The sequence below is a fragment of the Pseudoalteromonas sp. H103 genome, assembly GCF_001469205.1.
In the GTDB taxonomy this organism is placed as follows: Bacteria; Pseudomonadota; Gammaproteobacteria; order Enterobacterales; family Alteromonadaceae; genus Pseudoalteromonas; species Pseudoalteromonas carrageenovora.
This window is the reverse complement of sequence record NZ_LOFG01000016.1, coordinates 279,581-297,361: the sequence shown is the minus strand read 5'-3', so window position 1 is coordinate 297,361 and position 17,781 is coordinate 279,581. Positions and strand designations below refer to the sequence as shown.

The 17,781-nt window shown below is 39.0% G+C and carries 17 protein-coding genes; 11 read left to right on the top strand and 6 right to left on the bottom strand.

Annotated features, from left to right (window positions below; translation table 11 throughout):
- Positions 1–5: 5 nt before the first annotated feature.
- From aceE to ampD, 4 genes are all read right to left on the bottom strand, one after another.
- Positions 6–2,672 carry a pyruvate dehydrogenase (acetyl-transferring), homodimeric type gene (gene aceE, locus ATS74_RS13530; protein ID WP_058549408.1) on the bottom strand — a complete coding sequence of 889 codons (2,667 nt, stop codon included), beginning with the start codon at positions 2,670–2,672 and terminating at the stop codon, positions 6–8.
- A gap of 90 nt (positions 2,673–2,762) precedes the next feature.
- Positions 2,763–3,512, bottom strand: coding sequence for a pyruvate dehydrogenase complex transcriptional repressor PdhR (gene pdhR, locus ATS74_RS13525; RefSeq protein ID WP_058549407.1), 750 nt, complete (start codon positions 3,510–3,512; stop codon positions 2,763–2,765).
- Positions 3,513–3,918: 406 nt separating this feature from the next.
- A complete protein-coding gene (gene ampE / locus ATS74_RS13520; protein ID WP_058549406.1) occupies positions 3,919–4,770 on the bottom strand; it encodes a beta-lactamase regulator AmpE in 852 nt (283 codons plus the stop codon).
- 13 nt (positions 4,771–4,783) lie between these two features.
- Positions 4,784–5,338, bottom strand: a complete 555-nt coding sequence (ampD, locus tag ATS74_RS13515; RefSeq protein WP_058549405.1) for a 1,6-anhydro-N-acetylmuramyl-L-alanine amidase AmpD — start codon at positions 5,336–5,338, stop codon at positions 4,784–4,786.
- Between the two features lie 239 nt (positions 5,339–5,577).
- On the opposite strand from ampD, the gene nadC reads away from it, so the two are divergent.
- The 7 genes from nadC (at position 5,578) to yacG (ending at position 12,476) form a co-directional block, all read left to right on the top strand.
- Complete coding sequence (gene nadC / locus ATS74_RS13510) at positions 5,578–6,429, top strand: carboxylating nicotinate-nucleotide diphosphorylase (protein WP_058549404.1); 852 nt, start codon at positions 5,578–5,580, stop codon at positions 6,427–6,429.
- A 496-nt stretch (positions 6,430–6,925) separates the two neighbouring features.
- A complete protein-coding gene (locus tag ATS74_RS13505) occupies positions 6,926–7,393 on the top strand; it encodes a pilin (RefSeq protein ID WP_058549403.1) in 468 nt (155 codons plus the stop codon).
- A 75-nt stretch (positions 7,394–7,468) separates the two neighbouring features.
- Positions 7,469–8,695, top strand: a complete 1,227-nt coding sequence (locus ATS74_RS13500; protein WP_058549402.1) for a type II secretion system F family protein — start codon at positions 7,469–7,471, stop codon at positions 8,693–8,695.
- Between the two features lie 152 nt (positions 8,696–8,847).
- On the top strand, positions 8,848–9,741 hold the full coding sequence (locus ATS74_RS13495; RefSeq protein WP_058549401.1) for a prepilin peptidase: 894 nt from the start codon (positions 8,848–8,850) through the stop codon (positions 9,739–9,741).
- Between the two features lies 1 nt (position 9,742).
- A complete protein-coding gene (gene coaE, locus ATS74_RS13490; RefSeq protein ID WP_058549400.1) occupies positions 9,743–10,384 on the top strand; it encodes a dephospho-CoA kinase in 642 nt (213 codons plus the stop codon).
- A gap of 126 nt (positions 10,385–10,510) precedes the next feature.
- Positions 10,511–12,187 (top strand): type IV-A pilus assembly ATPase PilB, encoded by a 1,677-nt coding sequence (pilB, locus tag ATS74_RS13485; protein ID WP_058549399.1) that lies wholly within the window; start codon positions 10,511–10,513, stop codon positions 12,185–12,187.
- A 58-nt stretch (positions 12,188–12,245) separates the two neighbouring features.
- Positions 12,246–12,476, top strand: coding sequence for a DNA gyrase inhibitor YacG (gene yacG / locus ATS74_RS13480; RefSeq protein ID WP_058549398.1), 231 nt, complete (start codon positions 12,246–12,248; stop codon positions 12,474–12,476).
- Positions 12,477–12,549: 73 nt separating this feature from the next.
- On the opposite strand, the gene ATS74_RS13475 is transcribed toward yacG, so the two are convergent.
- A complete protein-coding gene (locus tag ATS74_RS13475; protein ID WP_058549397.1) occupies positions 12,550–13,041 on the bottom strand; it encodes a Spy/CpxP family protein refolding chaperone in 492 nt (163 codons plus the stop codon).
- A gap of 175 nt (positions 13,042–13,216) precedes the next feature.
- Between ATS74_RS13475 and ATS74_RS13470 the strand changes: the two genes are divergently transcribed.
- The 3 genes from ATS74_RS13470 to ATS74_RS13460 are packed head-to-tail and all read left to right on the top strand — an operon-like array spanning position 13,217 to position 16,253.
- Positions 13,217–13,909 carry a response regulator transcription factor gene (locus ATS74_RS13470; protein WP_058549396.1) on the top strand — a complete coding sequence of 231 codons (693 nt, stop codon included), beginning with the start codon at positions 13,217–13,219 and terminating at the stop codon, positions 13,907–13,909.
- Entirely contained in the window at positions 13,887–15,302 is a 1,416-nt protein-coding gene (locus ATS74_RS13465) for an ATP-binding protein (protein WP_058549395.1), read from the top strand. The genes ATS74_RS13470 and ATS74_RS13465 overlap by 23 nt, the downstream gene beginning before the upstream one ends.
- A gap of 3 nt (positions 15,303–15,305) precedes the next feature.
- On the top strand, positions 15,306–16,253 hold the full coding sequence (locus ATS74_RS13460) for an alpha/beta fold hydrolase (RefSeq protein WP_058549394.1): 948 nt from the start codon (positions 15,306–15,308) through the stop codon (positions 16,251–16,253).
- Here ATS74_RS13460 and ATS74_RS13455 read toward each other — a convergent pair.
- Positions 16,226–17,095 (bottom strand): cation diffusion facilitator family transporter, encoded by an 870-nt coding sequence (locus tag ATS74_RS13455; RefSeq protein WP_082660613.1) that lies wholly within the window; start codon positions 17,093–17,095, stop codon positions 16,226–16,228. The two genes, ATS74_RS13460 and ATS74_RS13455, sit on opposite strands and share 28 nt — an antisense overlap.
- A 154-nt stretch (positions 17,096–17,249) precedes the next feature.
- Between ATS74_RS13455 and trmL the strand changes: the two genes are divergently transcribed.
- Positions 17,250–17,714, top strand: a complete 465-nt coding sequence (trmL, locus tag ATS74_RS13450; protein ID WP_058549393.1) for a tRNA (uridine(34)/cytosine(34)/5-carboxymethylaminomethyluridine(34)-2'-O)-methyltransferase TrmL — start codon at positions 17,250–17,252, stop codon at positions 17,712–17,714.
- Positions 17,715–17,781: the final 67 nt, after the last annotated feature.

Below are 17,781 nucleotides of genomic sequence, written 5' to 3'. Positions count from 1 at the left end.
ACCTCTTATGCGTACAGTGGGTTTAGTTTATTTGTGTCAATGTCGAACTTTTTAATCGCTTCAACAACCACTGACTTTTCAACTTCACCGCGTTTAGCAAGTTCAGATAACGTAGCAACAACAACGTAGCTTGCGTTAACTTCAAAGTGACGACGTAAGTTTTCACGGCTATCAGAACGTCCGTAACCATCTGTACCAAGCACCTTATAGTTGCTGCTTGGAATAAATGAACGTGCTTGTTCTGCGTAGTTTTTCATGTAATCAGTTGCGGCTACAGTTACTGAGTCGTTTAATACGCTCGTAATGTAAGCTGTTTTTTGCTCGCTTTCTGGGTTAAGCATGTTGAAACGTTCAACATCTTGACCATCACGCGTAAGCTCATTGAATGACGTTACAGAGTAAACGTCTGATGCAATGCCGTAATCATCACTTAAAATTGCAGCAGCTTTACGCACTTCAGTCATGATAGTACCTGAGCTTAATAGCTGTACGTTGGCTTTTTTACCTTCGTAGCTTTCAAGTTTGTAGATACCTTTACGAATACCTTCTTCAGCGCCTTCTGGCATAGCTGGCTGATGGTAGTTTTCGTTCATAAGCGTTAGGTAGTAGTAAATGTTTTCTTGGTCGTCACCGTACATACGACGAATACCATCTTGTACAATTACTGCTACTTCAAATGCGTAAGTAGGATCGTAAGAAATACAGTTAGGAACCGTGTTTGCAAGAATATGGCTGTGACCATCTTCGTGCTGTAGACCTTCACCATTTAGCGTTGTACGACCCGCAGTAGCACCTAATAAGAAACCACGTGCTTGTTGATCCCCCGCCATCCATGCCATGTCGCCAACACGTTGGAAACCAAACATAGAATAGTAAATGTAGAACGGGATCATTGGTAAATCGTTAGTGCTGTATGATGTTGCAGCAGCTACCCATGACGACATTGCACCTAGCTCGTTAATACCTTCTTGAAGTACTTGCCCTGATGTAGCTTCTTTGTAGTAAGAAACAATATCACGGTCTTGAGGGGTGTAGTTTTGGCCATGTGGGTTGTAAATACCGATTTGGCGGAATAAACCTTCCATACCAAACGTACGCGCCTCATCTGCAATAATTGGTACGATGTTTTTACCAATGCCTTTATCTTTTAATAAGATATTAAGTGCACGAACAAAGCCCATTGTTGTAGAAATATCACGCTTTTGCTCTTCAAGTAGCGGCTTAAATGCATCTACTTCTGGCAATTGTAATTTTTCGCTAAAGCGAGGAATACGAGTAGGTGTGTAACCTTTAAGCTCATCACGACGTGCGTGTAAGTACTTGTATTCTTCTGAACCTTCTTCAAGTGTTAAGTATGGAAGATCTTTAATTTGCTCTTCAGATACTAAATCTTGCAGGCCTAAACGGTCACGTAAGTGTTCAACATGGCTCATGTCCATCTTTTTCACTTGGTGCGCAATGTTTTTACCTTCTGCTGCTTCACCCATGCCGTAACCTTTAACAGTTTTAGCAAGAATTACAGTAGGACGGTCGTTAGTTTGCTCGGCCTTTTTAAATGCAGCATAAAGTTTTGATGGCTCATGACCACCACGCTTAAGTGCAAAAATTTCGTCATCCGTCATATCTGCAACAAGTGCTGCTGTTTCTGGGTAACGACCAAAGAAATGCTCACGTACATACGCGCCATCTTTAGCTTTATATGTTTGGTAATCGCCATCAATTGTTTCGTTCATCAATTGTAGTAATTTACCTGTTGTATCTTTAGCAAGAAGGATATCCCAACCGCTACCCCATACAACTTTAATTACGTTCCAACCAGCGCCTTTAAATAGGCCTTCTAGTTCTTGAATAATTTTACCATTACCCATTACTGGGCCATCTAGACGCTGTAAGTTACAGTTAATTAAGTAACATAGGTTGTCTAGCTTTTCACGTGCAGCAAACGAGATTGCGCCACGTGATTCTGGCTCATCCATTTCACCGTCACCTAAAAACGCATATACACGTTGGTTTTTAGTTTCTTTTAAGCCACGTCCGTCTAAGTATTTTAAGAAACGCGCTTGGTAAATAGACGCGATAGGACCTAAGCCCATTGATACTGTAGGGAACTGCCAAAATTCAGGCATTAATTTAGGGTGAGGGTATGAAGGTAAGCCTTTACCATCTACTTCTTGACGGAAATTATCTAGTTGAGCTGCGCTTAAACGCCCTTCAACAAACGCACGCGCGTAAATACCAGGAGAAATATGGCCTTGGTAATAAACTAAGTCACCACCGTCTACCTCGTTTGGCGCTTTAAAAAAGTGGTTAAAACACACTTCATAAAACGCAGCAGATGATTGGTAAGACGCCATATGGCCGCCTAAGTCGAGATCTTTTTTCGATGCACGTAGAACGATCATAATCGCGTTCCAACGTATGATCGAACGAATACGGCGCTCTAGGTTAACATCACCTGGGTAAGCCGGTTCTTGATCTACTGGAATAGTATTAACGTAGTTCGTGGTAATACCCGTTGGCATATCAACGCCGTCTAAACGGGCTTGCTCTAACACTTGCTCAAGTAAATACTGAGCTCGTTCAACACCTTCTTCGCGCACAACTGATTCAAGAGCTTGTAACCACTCTTGTGTTTCTAGCGCGTCTACGTCAATTTTATTGACTTCAGACATATGGAGGTTTCCTTATGTTTAAAATACGAATGTTGTTAATTTAATACAACGTATACTTAATTTTGTGTGTTCTAAGTACAGCGTATTAGCTTAATTTTGTTTTGTGCGTCTTAAACTACGTTCAATTCGCGAATGCTCTTTACCTGCTTCAAGTAATGCTTCTTCAATAAACGCTAAGTGCGCGTTACTTGCTAAGCGGGCTTGTTCTGGATTGCCATCAATAACGGCATCCATTAATAAACGCCTGTGTTGGGCTAACTGACTGCTTATATCTGATTTTTTTAATAAAACAGTTAAATTTTGCAGTACATTTTGCTCAAGCAGCGCTTGCATACCTCTAACCAAATGCAATAAAACAACATTGTGCGAAGCTTCTGCAACGCTAAAATGAAAGGCATTTATTGCTTTTGCTTTTTGCTGTAAATCGTCATTAACTAAAGCAATTTTATCAAAGCTTTGTTTTACTTTGGTAAAGTCGGTGCTGGTTCCGCGCAGTGCTGCATAGTAAGCAGCAATGCCTTCGAGTGCATGACGAAATTCTAGTAAATCAAATTGCGATTCAGGATGTTTACTGATCAGTTCAAATAACGGATCGGTTAGCCCTTCTTCAAGCTGATTTTTTACAAACGTACCGCCACCTTGGCGACGCGTAACTAAACCTTTAGCTTCAAGTTTTTGGATTGCCTCACGCAATGACGGACGAGACACTTCAAACTGCTTTGCTAGTTCACGCTCTGGTGGCAACTTTTCACCTGGTGCTAAAGAGCCTTCAAGAATCATGTTCTCGAGTTGCTGTAAAATAACATCAGATAATTTTGCTGCTTTAATCTTTAAAGACATGAATCAACGTCCGCGTTGTATAAATACCAAAAGCCCTAAAAACATGGCGTAGAGTTGGATGACTTGCCCAAAAGGTAAATTGGTCATACCAAAAATTTTCAATAAGGTATCAAAAACCCTAATAGCTGTCAATTTACAGCCAGCTTGAGCAATTAAAGTAGCGTAACGCATTTTGAACGAAGATCAAACAATGCACAATTGAGGCAACGTCCCTAAAAGTTAATAAGATGAAAACAAATGGTCTGACCAGAAAGAGTAGAGTTTTAGCTCTAGTTGAATTTATTAAAGAAATTAGTAGCAGGATGAAGTAACGAGGAGGCTGCAGTTATTTATACACACCTGATTATCTAAGAGTAAAGCAGCATGCGCGATATAATAGATGCGGGTTTACCCCGCATCTAATTATTTAAGATAGGCCGCCAAATAATGTAAGCAGTGCAATAAGTACTAAATAAAAGAGCACGTTACGCTTAACGAGCTTGATCATGCAGGTTGCCTCGTAAGTGCAACCGTAATAACGTTTTTCAACTTGTTCTGCAGCGAGGGCTGTACACGTTACAACTTCACGATTTGGTGATTTAAAGTTAAGTACATAACGTAGCCAGCAACTGGTACCTTTATTAAAATTACCAATGACTAAATAACCAAAGCTTGTAACTCTTGCCGGTAACCAATCAAGCCAAAATAATAATTTATGAATAAGCTTAAAGCGATTTGCAAAGATAACCTTGTGGTCTTCTCGTACTAAGTCGGCAAATGTTCGTACTAATGCATAAAGTACAGCACCTGGTGCACCTAATAATACAAACCAAAAAATTACCGCGCAGTAAAATCTAAAGTTTACCCACGCAAGTGTTTGCCCAAAAGTTTCGCCGCCCTCTTCATCCTCTAAATGTTTTTGCCCTATTTGTAATGCATACAATGAAGCCGCTGCTTGGTCATCACGTGTTAATGCATTTAAATACGACTTATATAAAGCACGCTGTTTAGCACAGCCAAAACAAACTAGTAATACCGCTATATTTACAGCCAATTGCCACAACACAAAATCAGATAGTAAATAAATAAGCCCGATGGCTATAACCGGTAAAAATAACCACACTAAAAAACCAGTGGCTGAACCAAATAAACCTTTTTCATCAAGTAGCTTAGTAGAACGTTTTAAATAACCATTGGCGTAATAACTTATTTGCCAATAGTTAGACCGTGCACCTAAGCGCTCGAGTATTAGTGCAATTATTATTGAAACTAAAATCATGGAAATAACTCTCTTAACTTGGTTGCTCAAGCATATTTAAAAACAATTGCCAGTTAAAACTCTCGCCAGGGTCGGTTTTGCGCCCAGGTGCAATATCGCAATGCCCTACAATTCGCGAAGGCGTAATTTTTGGGTAGCGCTGCATTATAGCTTTACTAATAAGCGCCAATGCCTTGTACTGAGCACAAGTATATGGCGTTGTATCGGTGCCCTCAAGCTCAATACCAATACTAAAATTATTACATGCCGTAATACCATCAAATTCAGATTGCCCCGCATGCCAAGCACGCTTTGCAAAGGGTACGTATTGTATAATTTCGCCGGTGCGTTTAATAAAACAATGCGCCGACACGCGAAGCCCTTTTAAATCAATAAAACTCGCATGAGCATCACAACTAATAACCCCCATAAAAAGATCATCAACATAGGGGGTACCAAACTGCCCTGCGGGCAGTGAAATATTATGAATAACCAACAAAGAAATATCGGCTTCATCAAGGCGCTCATCAAAGTGTGTACAAGGGCGCTGCGCTATAGAAGTAACAACACCGTTTAAATCTATTCTCATAATACGCTTGTTAGTTAAATCCCAAAATATATAAGGTTGATGCTAAAGGAATTATATAAATAATGATAGCGCACTGCGCTTTGCGTAAATAAGCTAACTTAGCGCACTCATCCATCTAAATTTTATTAGTCATATTAAATAAGCAGCTTAATAAAAAACCTTCTCAGCTAAAAGCACTTCTATTAGTTATTTAAACATAGTAAAATTTGCTTAATTTATTAACACTTATGAGCCTTCATATGTCTATTTCGCACACGCTTATTACCCAACTTGTTTCTCTCGCCTTAGATGAAGATTTAAATTACCAAACTGCGCAAGATGGCGATATTACCGCTCAGCTGATCCCACAAAATGAGCAAGCAAACGCCAAAGTAATAACTCGCGAAGATTGTGTTTTTTGCGGCAAAGACATCATTATTGAAGTTTTTAAACAAGTAGACCCAAGTGTTGAAGTGAACGTGCTTATAAATGATGGCGATACTGTTACAGCTAATAGCACTTTATTTACTGCCAAAGGTTCTGCTCGTGCAATATTAACAGCAGAACGTACCGCTCTTAACTTTGTACAAACCTTATCGGGCACAGCCACTACAACCGCTCATTATGTAAAAGAGCTAAGCGGCACCACTACACAATTACTCGATACCCGCAAGACAATACCCGGCCTTAGAGCACTTCAAAAATACGCAGTAAAATGTGGTGGCGGCGCAAATCATCGTATTGGCCTGTTCGATGCGTTTTTAATTAAAGAAAACCACATAGCAGCGTGCGGCGGTATTGATAAAGCAGTGGCTCAAGCTAAACAAAACCACCCAAACAAACCGGTAGAAGTAGAAGTAGAGTCACTCCCAGAACTTAAACAAGCGATTGAAGCCGGCGCCGATATAATTATGCTCGATAATTTTAGCGTAGAACAAATTAAACAAGCTGTAGTTTTAACCAATAAACGCGCCAAATTAGAAGTTTCAGGCAACATGACCCTAGAAACCCTAAAAACTTACTCGCAAGCGGGTGTAGATTTTATATCAAGCGGAGCATTAACAAAAAACTTACAATCGATCGATTTATCTATGCGTTTTGAGCAATTTTAAAGCTATATTTAAACTTTAATAATGCTAATTAATTGACAAGCTAAGCAAAAAGACATTTAATAACCCAAAAGGCTTACTTTGTAACATTTTGTTAAATAAAATAGCTTTTTTAGGAAAAGTAACGTGCTAATTCCTAAAATAAAATGATACACTAATCCTGTTGTAGTATTTTATTAAAAAAAACAACCATAAATAATTAGATTTAAAATCTGCCTAAATTTTTAAAAAAAGAATTAAAAACTTAAGCAACTAAACTATTTTATTTATGTCTATACTGATTGTTGCTGCAACTGGCAACAAATTTAGTAATGTTTATGTAATTAGTACTAAACATAATGAATTCACACCTAGCTTTTGTGTTTCATACCCTAAAGCTAAAGTGCAATAAAAATTTATTTTAAGTAAAACTGTAAAGTAAATCAGATAAATTAAGTTTGGTTGTTTTAACCACTTAAGTGATTTAACTTACAAAAATCTATCCTTTAGGAGAGGAAACATGAAAACAATGACTCAAAAACAACAGGGTTTCACCCTAATTGAATTAATGATTGTTATCGCAATCATCGGTATTTTAGCCGCTGTAGCTTTACCTGCTTATCAAGATTATACAGCTAGAGCAAAAGGGACTGAGATAATGCTTGCAGCTAGTACAGCAAGAACTTGTGCTAGTGAGAAGGCTCAAGTTGGTCAATCTCCGGATGATTGTGATACAGGTTTCGTTGCAACAAAATATGTAAGTGGTATGACAGTGTCTGATGCTGGTGTTATTGAAGCTACAGGTCAGAGCGACATGGCAGGCTTAAAAATAATTTTAACTCCTCAGAATGGTGCCGCGGCAGCAACTGCTGCAAATTTCACATCGGGGTTTACTATCAGTGAGTGGGTTTGTACAGGCTCTGTATCAGGAGATGCAAAAGCAAGCTGGTTACCAAGCTCTTGTACCGTTCCAGCAGCTGCTCCTTAATAGCTTTTTAATTTCTTTGAATTTAAGGTAGCTCATTTAGCTACCTTTTTTATTTAAAAACAAAGAGTCAAATGGATGTCTAAAGAAGCAAAAAAAAAATTAGATACTTTTCAATGGGTTGGTGTTAGCGCCCGCGGAAAAAGACTTGAGGGTGAACTTACAGGTAATAGCATTGCACTTGTTAAAGCACAACTACGAAAACAAGGTATTACACCTTCAAAAGTAAAGCGTAAACCAAAACCCCTCTTTGGCATTCAAAGCGTTCAAAAAATCACCCCTAAAGACATAGCTTTACTCACACGACAAATAGCAACTATGTTGATGGCAGGTGTACCACTCATTCAAGCGATTGAAATGATAGGTTCGGGTTCTACTAACAAAAGCGTTGCCAAGTTAGTGGAGACCATTGGCGATGAAGTTAAAGCTGGCCAACCGCTATCTGCAGCGCTTAGAAAACACCCCCGTTATTTTGATGATTTATATTGCGATTTAGTCGCATCAGGCGAGCAATCAGGTGCGCTTGATAAAATATTTGACCGTGTTGCTCTTTATAAAGAGAAGTCTGAAGCGCTAAAATCAAAAATAAAAAAAGCGATGTTTTACCCGATTGCCGTTTTAGTTGTTGCGCTTATTGTAACTTCAATCCTGCTTATCTTTGTTGTACCTCAATTCCAGGATATCTTTAATGGCTTTGGTGCAGAGCTCCCAGCTTTCACGCTATTAGTCATTAGTATATCTGAATTTATGCAAGAATATTGGTGGATAATTTTAATTGCTATCGTTGGCTTTGGTTACGTGTTTAAAGAAGCCAAGCTCAGAAGTTTAAAACTTAGAGATGCAACAGATAGAGCCATATTAAAACTGCCAGTAATTGGTATGATTTTAAATAAAGCGGCAGTTGCTCGTTATGCTCGGACACTTTCGACCACCTTTGCTGCCGGTGTACCACTGGTTGATGCGCTAGACTCTGCTGCAGGTGCATCCGGGAATGCTGTTTACCGTTATGCAATACTAGATATTAAAGCTGAGGTTAGCTCTGGTAACCAAATGAACTGGGCAATGCGAAACTCTAAAATATTTCCTGATATGGTAATACAAATGGTCGCTATTGGCGAGGAGTCAGGTTCATTAGATGGCATGCTAGCTAAAGTAGCTACAATCTATGAGCAAGAGGTTGATGATGCGGTTGATGGCCTTTCAAGCTTATTAGAGCCGCTTATTATGGCAGTACTTGGTGTGCTTGTAGGTGGGTTAATTATTGCTATGTACTTGCCGATTTTCCAGTTAGGATCTGTAATTTAATTAATAAAAATTTACAGGAATTAAAGAGAGCCTTATTTTATGGGGTTGGCGGCTAATGTCTTCCCATTTACTCTCTTTAACTTCTCTTTGTGATAATTATTTCACTTAATTTTTTAGACTCTTAATTTTTAGAATAATTTTCAGGTAAATAAATGCAAAGTATTATTGAAGTAATGCAAAGCCAACTGTGGTTTTATTTAACTACTGTTGGCTTAGTCAGTTTATGTGTAGGCAGTTTTTTAAATGTGGTTATTTACCGCTTACCACTTATGATGCAACGAGAGTGGCAAAGTGAATGTAGATTATTATTAGAAGATGAACTTACAGCCAATCAGTCTAAGCAAATTAACACCAACGAGCCTTTTAACTTAGTAAAACCTAACTCTACCTGCCCAAAATGTAAAACAGCCATTAAACCTTGGCAGAACATTCCTATTATTAGTTGGCTCGCACTTAAAGGTAAATGTGCAAGTTGCAGTAACCCTATTTCTGCTCGTTACCCTGCTGTTGAGGCAATTACAGCCATACTAAGTCTTATTATTGCTTATAGCTTTGGTGCTACAGAGCAAGCCCTTTTATATATTTTTATAACATGGATTTTAGTAGCACTAACCTTTATCGATATAGACCACATGCTGCTACCCGATCAGCTAACTTTACCGCTTGTTTGGCTAGCACTTATTGCCGCTGTTGCCGGAATTACAATTACGCCAAGTGATGCAATTATGGGTGCCGCTTTTGGTTATTTAAGCTTATGGAGTGTGTTTTGGTTATTTAAGTTACTAACCGGCAAAGAAGGCATGGGCTATGGCGACTTTAAATTACTAGCCGTGTTTGGCGCACTTCTTGGTTGGCAATCACTTTTAACTATTATTCTGCTTTCGAGCGTAGTGGGTGCAATTATAGGTATTGCCCTTTTAAGCATTCAAGGTAAAGACAAAGCAACGCCAATCCCTTTTGGCCCTTATTTAGCAATAGCGGGTTGGATAACACTATTGTGGGGCAGTCAAATTCAAAATATGTATTTTAATTTAATTGGCTATTAATATGGGTGAGCAAACAGCTAAAATAAATAACTGGGTGCTAGGCTTAACGGGCGGTATTGGCTGTGGTAAAACAGCCGTTAGCAATATGTTTGAAGAGTTAGGCATTACAGTTGTTGATGCCGATATAATTGCTCGTGAAGTAGTAGAGCCAAATAGTGAAGGGCTAAACGCTATTACAACGCACTTTGGTAAAGATATTTTACTGCCCGATGGCACATTAAATAGGACAGCACTGCGCACTAAAATTTTTACAAACGATGCTGAAAAAGAATGGCTAAACGCACTGCTTCACCCCCTTATACGGATAAAAATATTGGCCGATTTAAATGGTGCAACTAGCCCTTATGTTGTACTGGTAGCGCCTTTATTGTTTGAGAATAATCTTGATAAGTACTGCGACCATACCTTACTTATTGACGTACCAACCTCTGTTCAAATAACGCGTACAGCTAAACGTGATAACACAACTATTGAGCAAGTAAAAAGTATTATTGCTACGCAAATGTCTCGTGAAAATAAACAACAAAAAGCGGATGATATTTTAAATAATGACCGCAATTTAAGCTTAGTCCATACAGAGGTTGTTGATCTTCATAAAAGTTACCTACAATATGCTTTACATAGTAAAACTAAATCCCATTAATAGGGTCATAACTCACATAAACTTATATTTTAGTTAGTAAAATCGCAGCAAAGAACGAAAGATAATGTAATCCCCTTCTTGTTTCTGATAAATTGCTTACTATTGAAGGAATAAAACAGGTGCGCAATGAATATTAACTCACCGTTATTGAGAAAATTTATTACCCTTGGCCGTATTGATGCCGACACGGTTAAAGCAAAACAAAACGAATTTGCCTCAACTGCTGAGCTTATTTCTAAATGCGGAAAAATCGATAGTCTAGATTTAGCTGAGCAATGTATAGATTTGTTTCGAGTACCCTATTTTGATTTAAAAGACTTTGACCCTGCATCTATTCCAGCTGATCTTGTAAAAGAAAAGCTGATCCGTAAGCACCATATTTTACCACTCGTTCAAAAAGAAAGAAAAGTATACATTGCCGCCTCAGATCCTACTGATTACGGTGCCTTTGAAAACTTTGAATTTAGCACGGGTTTATCGTGTGAAGTGGTAGTGGTTGATTACATTCAACTCGACAATAAAATAGAGCAGCTATTAGATGCCACTGGTAGCTTAAATTTAAGTGATGATGAGTTTAAAGAGTTTGCCGACTTAGATACTGAAGGCCCTAAAGAAACCACACCTAAAGATGATGATAAAGACGATGCGCCAATCATTGTTTATATCAATAAAATTTTAATGGATGCCATTAAAAAAGGGGCGTCAGATTTACACTTTGAACCGTATGAGCATAAATACCGCATTCGCTTTCGTATAGACGGAATTTTGCACGAAGTAGCCAGTCCACCTAATACGCTTTCTACTAAGCTTTCTGCACGTATAAAAGTAATGTCGAGGCTCGATATTGCTGAAAAACGTAAGCCACAAGATGGCCGAATTAAATTAAAGATTACTGAACGCAAAAGTATCGATTTTCGTGTAAGTACTATGCCGACCCTTTGGGGCGAAAAAATAGTAATGCGTATTTTAGACTCATCAAGCGCTATGCTAGGCATTGATGTACTTGGCTATGAAGAAGAGCAGAAAAAGCTCTATATGGATGCTCTAGCTCAGCCACAAGGCATGATACTCGTTACAGGTCCTACAGGTTCTGGTAAAACAGTATCACTTTATACGGGCTTAAATATTTTAAACCAGCCAGAGCGAAATATTAGTACCGCAGAGGATCCCGTAGAAATAAACCTCGAAGGGGTTAACCAAGTACAAATAAACCCTAAAGCCGAGATGACTTTTGCAAACGCACTGCGTGCATTTTTACGTCAAGATCCTGATGTAGTAATGGTAGGTGAAATACGTGACCTTGAAACCGCTGAAATATCAATTAAGGCGGCGCAAACGGGTCACTTAGTGTTATCAACACTGCATACAAACTCTGCTCCCGAAACCATTACACGTTTATTAAATATGGGCGTACCCGCTTATAATGTGGCAAGCTCTATTAGCTTAATTATAGCCCAGCGATTAGCGCGCCGATTATGTCCTAAGTGTAAAACGCCAGAGCAACTTCCTAGTGAAGAACTAGCTCGCCAAGGTTTTACAGCTAAGCAAATTGAAGATATGACACTCTACGCACCTAAAGGCTGTGATAGTTGTACCGATGGCTATAAAGGCCGTGTAGGTATTTATGAAGTAATGCAAATTACGCCAGAAATTGCACAAATTATTATGCGTGGTGGTAACTCACTAGAAATAGCAGAGGTATCCCTTAAAGCTGGGTTTAATAATTTACGCCTATCGGGTTTACGAAAAGCCGCCGATGGTTTAACGTCTCTGGCTGAAATAAACCGCGTAACTAATATGTAAGTGTATAGCTCTAAGGGTTGCCTTTAGAGCTATAAATAAAAAATTTAGAGAGTAAAGTATGCCAACTATTGTTAACTGTCCAACGTGTAAAAACAAAGTTGAATGGTCTGAGCAAAGCCCACACCGCCCTTTTTGTTCAAAACGTTGCCAACTTATTGATTTAGGTGAATGGTCGTTTGAAAATAACAAAATTTCAGCGCCAATCACTTCGGCTGAACAGTTTAGCCAAGACATGATTGAAGATATTGAAGCCATGATGGCAAAAAATGAAGACGAGTTTTTTAAATAAGTTTAAGTGATTATATAAATATAAAAAGCCAGCATTAAGCTGGCTTTTTAGTGTTTAATCTATAATTAAACGATTAGTCTCTTTGCTTACGGTGCTTTTTGCCCATACGTTTTTGCATTTTAGCAAATTTTTCTTTTTGCTCTGCGTTGAGTACTTGCAGTACTTGGTGCTGAGTTTTTAGCTTAATTAAGCCAAACTGTTCGCCCTTATCGTGACGAGCATTTAACAGCTCTTTTGCTGCATTTTCATCAAAGGTTGCCGCTGAAAGTAGCGCATCCATTTTAGCTTTATGTGCTTCGCGCTCGGCTTTACGTGCTTCTTTATCGTCGCCTCGCAATGCTTTCATTTGCGTTTTTTGCGCTTCAAATATAGCTTCGAGCTTAGTTTGCTGCTCATCGGTTAAATCAAGCTTTTCGGCACCGCGCTCAGAAAGTAAAAAACGCGCTGGAGAATGGCCTTGCTTGTCATGCATGCCGCCTTTAGCTAATACGCTGCCTGCGCCAAGTGTAGCCGTTGCTAGACCACAAATAAGTACTAATTTTGAAAGTGTATTTACTTTAGTCATAATCATCACCTTAATATTGGATGGATTGAATTTGGTTGTAACTGCTAAGCCAGTGAGTTAACTATACATAACTCAACGCAAAGTAACGCAAAGCAGTGTAAAGGTTGTGTAAAGATTCACTTTTGCACAATTTTAGAAGTAAAATAACAATATGAGAATTGCCTAAGGGTTTGAAATGAAACTATTAATGATTGACGACGACACTGGTCTTTGTGAGCTTTTAAGTGAGTACTTGACTGCGCAAGGCTTTGAAATTCAAAGCGTACACGACGGTGCTCAAGGTCTAAAGTTAGCTCAAACAAACGACTACGCACTTATATTATTAGATGTAATGCTACCTACACTTGATGGTTTTGAAGTACTTAAACAACTTAGGCAAACAAAGCTTACACCGGTCATAATGCTTACCGCTAAAGGCGAAGACTTCGACCGCATTTTTGGCTTAGAGCTTGGTGCAGACGATTATATACCTAAACCTTTTAACCATCGTGAGCTACTAGCCCGTGTTAAAGCAATAACCCGCCGTATAGAGCATATTAATAGCTTAAGCGTACCCACTACCAATAATAAGCTGCTTGTTAATGGGATTACCGTAAACCTTGCTGCGCGCGAAGCTTCAATTAATAACTCCACACTGACTCTTACTGGCACCGAGTACGAAATTTTAGCGCTATTATGTAAAAACGCTGGCGAAGTTGTGAGTAAAGAACAAATAAGTGAGGAAGTTTTAGGCCGGCGCCTAGCCTCTTTCGACCGCTCTATTGATATGCATGTAAGTAATATACGTAAAAAAATAGCAGAGCATATACAAGCCGAGCGAATTAAAACCATGCGAGGTACGGGCTATGTCTTTATCCAAGGCGAATAATAACGTGTATTTTGCTTGGCTAAAACACCCTAGGCATTACTTATTTTTTAAAATATTTTTTTGGTTTTGGCTAACTATAATTGGCACTGTAGCGGCTCTTGTATTTTTGAGTAACATAACCGCAATTAATGCTGTAACCAACGAGCCACTATCTGGCCCGATGAAAAAAAACCTTATATACACAGCCAAAAGTGTAGAGCGATCAGTAATAAAGCATAAACGCAGCTTAAACGAAATATTAGTACATCCAAGACTAACAAAGCGTAAGCTTTTATATTTAAGCGCTGCGCAAGGCGAAGATGCCCGCAGCAATAAAGAGGTACCGGAAGATATAGACCTTAGTTTATTAAACTTTACTCAAAATATGTCTCCACAAGTTATTTTTACCGAAAAATACCAGGCGTTCGGGCCTGTAAATATAAATGTGCCGGAAGGAAGTTTTTATCTATACGAAATAGATATAAACCATCAACCACCGCTACTTTTACGCTTTAAACTAATGCCTAATTGGATGAAGATATTTATTGCAATTGCGGCCTCACTGGTTTTGAGCTTTGTATTTAGCCGTAACTTAATCGCTCCTATAAATAGCCTAAAAAAAGCCGCTATAAAATTATCTGCCGGCGACTTAACCGCCAGGGCCGATATTCCATTAAACCGTAAAGATGAACTAGGTGTTCTTGGACGCGACTTTAACAGTATGGCTAATCAATTAGAGCTACTTATTAGCTCACAAAAGCGTTTACTTGCCGATATATCGCATGAACTTCGCTCACCTCTAACACGTTTAAAAATGGCTACAGGGCTTGCACAAATGCAGGCTAACGAACCCAGCCAATCGTATTTATTACGTATAGAAAAAGAAGCAAACCAGCTTGATAAAATGATAGCCGACGTATTACAGGTTTCTCGTTTAGAGGCAAAAAGCCAAGCGCTTTCGCTACAAAAGCAATCACTGCAAGTTATTGTGGATCACGTAATTAATGATGCTCAATTTGAAGCTAAACAAAACAATAAGCAACTAAAAATTACAGGCAGTGTGGCTGTAAATATTAATTGCGATGAAACACTTATAGCTAGTGCGCTTGAAAACTTACTTCGTAATGCTATTAAATATGCTCAGCACACCATTAGCATAACGCTAAAGCATTCAGATGCCATTTATATAGAAATATGTGACGACGGCTCAGGCGTGCCTAATGAGCAGCTAAGTAAGCTTTGTGAGCCCTTTTTTAGACAATCAGATGCTCGTGACCGCGTAAGTGGCGGCACTGGCTTAGGGCTTGCTATTGCTAAAAATGCCATTACCGCACATGGCGGAAATTTAGTCTTATCGAATAAAGAACAAGGTGGCTTGTGTGCTAATATAACCTTGCCATTAATCAAAGAGTAAAACATGTTTTATAGTTCAGAAGCCCAGCTTGAGAGCAATCAAGAGGCCATTAATGTTTTTTATACTTCAAATTTAACTAAAAGCTACTTAGATACGCCGTCAGGAAAGCTATTTTACGCATACGCAATTCCTACAAATGCTACAACCGCAATAGTAGTAAGTACAGGGCGTATTGAAGGCCTAGAAAAATATAAAGAACTGTTATGGGAGCTATATTGTAATAATTTTGCTGTGTTTATTATGGATCATCAAGGTCAGGGGCGATCTTACAGGCATCTTAAAAATAAGCATAAAGGCTTTGTAAAACATTATAATAACTACAGCAGTGACCTAAATAACTTTGATCAGCAAATAGTTTCAAAGCATTGGCAGGGTAAAAAAGTCATGCTGGCTCATTCTATGGGTGGCGCGATTGCTATTGATTATTTAGCAAAATTTGAAAATAACTATAAAGGCGTGTTTTTGTCTGCGCCTATGTTTGATATTTTTACAAAAGACGTACCAAAAATACCTACGCAGTTTATTGTTAAGTTAGCCACTTTACTTGGTTTACACTCTTGCTATGCATTTGGACAAGGCAATTACAACCCGATCCCATTTACCGAAAACGTCCTTACTAGCAGCAAGGAGCGTTACACCTACTTTAGGCAAACTTATAAATTAGAACCTAACATACAATTAGGTGGCGTTACCTTTGGCTGGCTAGCAGCTACAATAGCGTTTTTAAAGTCTATAGATACTCTAAACGTACCAATTCCTTTGTTTATAGCAAGTGCAGCTAGCGATACAGTGGTTAATAATGAAGCACAGTACAGCCTTGCAAAAAGACATGCTCATGCAACAATCGAGAGTTTTGAAAGTGCAAAACACGAACTACTTTTTGAACGTGACGAGATTCGAAAGCCGCTATTAACTAACTTTTATCAGTTTTGTGAGTCTGTTACTTCTTGATCAGTACTAGGGTTTACTAAAACAGAAAGCGGGTCGAGGTGGATGAGTATATCTACCTCAGATTCAAATCGTGCACTTATCATCGCTTCCACTTCATCAGCCACATTATGAGCACGTATTAAACTTAAGTTATCATCCAGCTCTAAATGCATTTGGATGAACTTAATTTTACCGCCTTGGCGAGTTCGAATACCGTGTACACCATGTACATCGGCATGTTCTTTAGCTATATCGAATATGCTTTGCTTTTCATCGTCTGGTAATTCTTTATCCATTAAATGATCGGCACTATCACGCGCTATATCCCAACTGTTATAAAGTAAGTAGCCCGCCACCCCAATTGCAAAAAGAGGGTCGGCGTAAAGTACGCCATAATAAGCGAGTAAAATAGCCAATAGCACGGCCGCATTTAATATTAAATCGCCTTTGTAATGTACTGAATCGGCTTTTATAGCAATAGAATCGGTATACTTAACTACTTTATTTTGTACAAATACAATCACCAGCGTACACACAATTGCAAAAATACTTACCCATACGCCCAATAAAGAATGCGTTAACTGTATTGGGTTAAATAAGCGCTCAATACCATGAAACGCAAGTAAACACCCTGAGCCTGCAATAAATGCAGCCTGCCCTAACCCTGCAAGCGCCTCAGCTTTACCATGCCCAAAACGATGATCGTCATCGGCAGGGCGCAGTGCGTAACCTAACACCAAAAAACTCATGGCTGTGGCGGTAATATCCATTAACGAATCAGTCAACGAGCCAAGCATTGAAGCTGAGCCTGAAGCAAGCCAAGCCCATGTTTTTGCGCCAATCATTAAGCTCACCATAACCATGGTGACAATACTTGAGGTTTTAACCCAAAATTCGTAGCTGCGGTTGTGCACGCGTATATCCGTTAATCACTGTATTCAATGCATTGAGTATATCATTTTTTTAAAAGGTTTCGTGTATACTGCTGCGCTCAACCGATTACTAAAAAGGCTCATTATGCTGGATATTGTTTTATACCAACCTGAAATTCCACCTAATACAGGTAATATTATTCGCCTATGTGCAAATACAGGCTATGCACTGCATTTAATTGAGCCTTTAGGGTTTGAGTGGGACGACAAGCGTGTAAAACGTGCAGGCCTTGATTACCACGAATTTAGCCACGTACAGCGTCATGCATCATTTGAAGCCTACCTAGAAAAGTGCCAGCCAAAAAAAGTGTATGCATGTACAACTAAAGGCAGCCAGTTTCATCATGAAGCTAGCTACGAAGCGGGAGACTGTTTAGTCTTTGGCCCTGAAACACGTGGCCTGCCTGATGAAATGATTCAAGCATTGCCAAACGATCAACGCGTACGCATTCCTATGCAGCCAAACAGCCGCAGCATGAACTTATCTAACGCGGTCGCCGTATTTGTGTATGAATCTTGGCGCCAGTTGGGCTTTCCTAACGCGCAATAAACACCTTGTACCAAACAACAAAAAACCGACATAACGTCGGTTTTTTAGTTTAAGTATACTTTGTATA

What these genes read in the sequence shown, in the direction of transcription:
- aceE (WP_058549408.1), bottom strand. Translation starts at nt 2,672, where the DNA reads ATGTCTGAAGTCAATAAAATTGACGTAGACGCGCTAGAAACACAAGAG.
- pdhR (WP_058549407.1), bottom strand. Translation starts at nt 3,512, where the DNA reads ATGTCTTTAAAGATTAAAGCAGCAAAATTATCTGATGTTATTTTACAG.
- ampE (WP_058549406.1), bottom strand. Translation starts at nt 4,770, where the DNA reads ATGATTTTAGTTTCAATAATAATTGCACTAATACTCGAGCGCTTAGGT.
- ampD (WP_058549405.1), bottom strand. Translation starts at nt 5,338, where the DNA reads ATGAGAATAGATTTAAACGGTGTTGTTACTTCTATAGCGCAGCGCCCT.
- nadC (WP_058549404.1), top strand. Translation starts at nt 5,578, where the DNA reads ATGTCTATTTCGCACACGCTTATTACCCAACTTGTTTCTCTCGCCTTA.
- ATS74_RS13505 (WP_058549403.1), top strand. Translation starts at nt 6,926, where the DNA reads ATGAAAACAATGACTCAAAAACAACAGGGTTTCACCCTAATTGAATTA.
- ATS74_RS13500 (WP_058549402.1), top strand. Translation starts at nt 7,469, where the DNA reads ATGTCTAAAGAAGCAAAAAAAAAATTAGATACTTTTCAATGGGTTGGT.
- ATS74_RS13495 (WP_058549401.1), top strand. Translation starts at nt 8,848, where the DNA reads ATGCAAAGTATTATTGAAGTAATGCAAAGCCAACTGTGGTTTTATTTA.
- coaE (WP_058549400.1), top strand. Translation starts at nt 9,743, where the DNA reads ATGGGTGAGCAAACAGCTAAAATAAATAACTGGGTGCTAGGCTTAACG.
- pilB (WP_058549399.1), top strand. Translation starts at nt 10,511, where the DNA reads ATGAATATTAACTCACCGTTATTGAGAAAATTTATTACCCTTGGCCGT.
- yacG (WP_058549398.1), top strand. Translation starts at nt 12,246, where the DNA reads ATGCCAACTATTGTTAACTGTCCAACGTGTAAAAACAAAGTTGAATGG.
- ATS74_RS13475 (WP_058549397.1), bottom strand. Translation starts at nt 13,041, where the DNA reads ATGACTAAAGTAAATACACTTTCAAAATTAGTACTTATTTGTGGTCTA.
- ATS74_RS13470 (WP_058549396.1), top strand. Translation starts at nt 13,217, where the DNA reads ATGAAACTATTAATGATTGACGACGACACTGGTCTTTGTGAGCTTTTA.
- ATS74_RS13465 (WP_058549395.1), top strand. Translation starts at nt 13,887, where the DNA reads ATGTCTTTATCCAAGGCGAATAATAACGTGTATTTTGCTTGGCTAAAA.
- ATS74_RS13460 (WP_058549394.1), top strand. Translation starts at nt 15,306, where the DNA reads ATGTTTTATAGTTCAGAAGCCCAGCTTGAGAGCAATCAAGAGGCCATT.
- ATS74_RS13455 (WP_082660613.1), bottom strand. Translation starts at nt 17,095, where the DNA reads ATGGTTATGGTGAGCTTAATGATTGGCGCAAAAACATGGGCTTGGCTT.
- trmL (WP_058549393.1), top strand. Translation starts at nt 17,250, where the DNA reads ATGCTGGATATTGTTTTATACCAACCTGAAATTCCACCTAATACAGGT.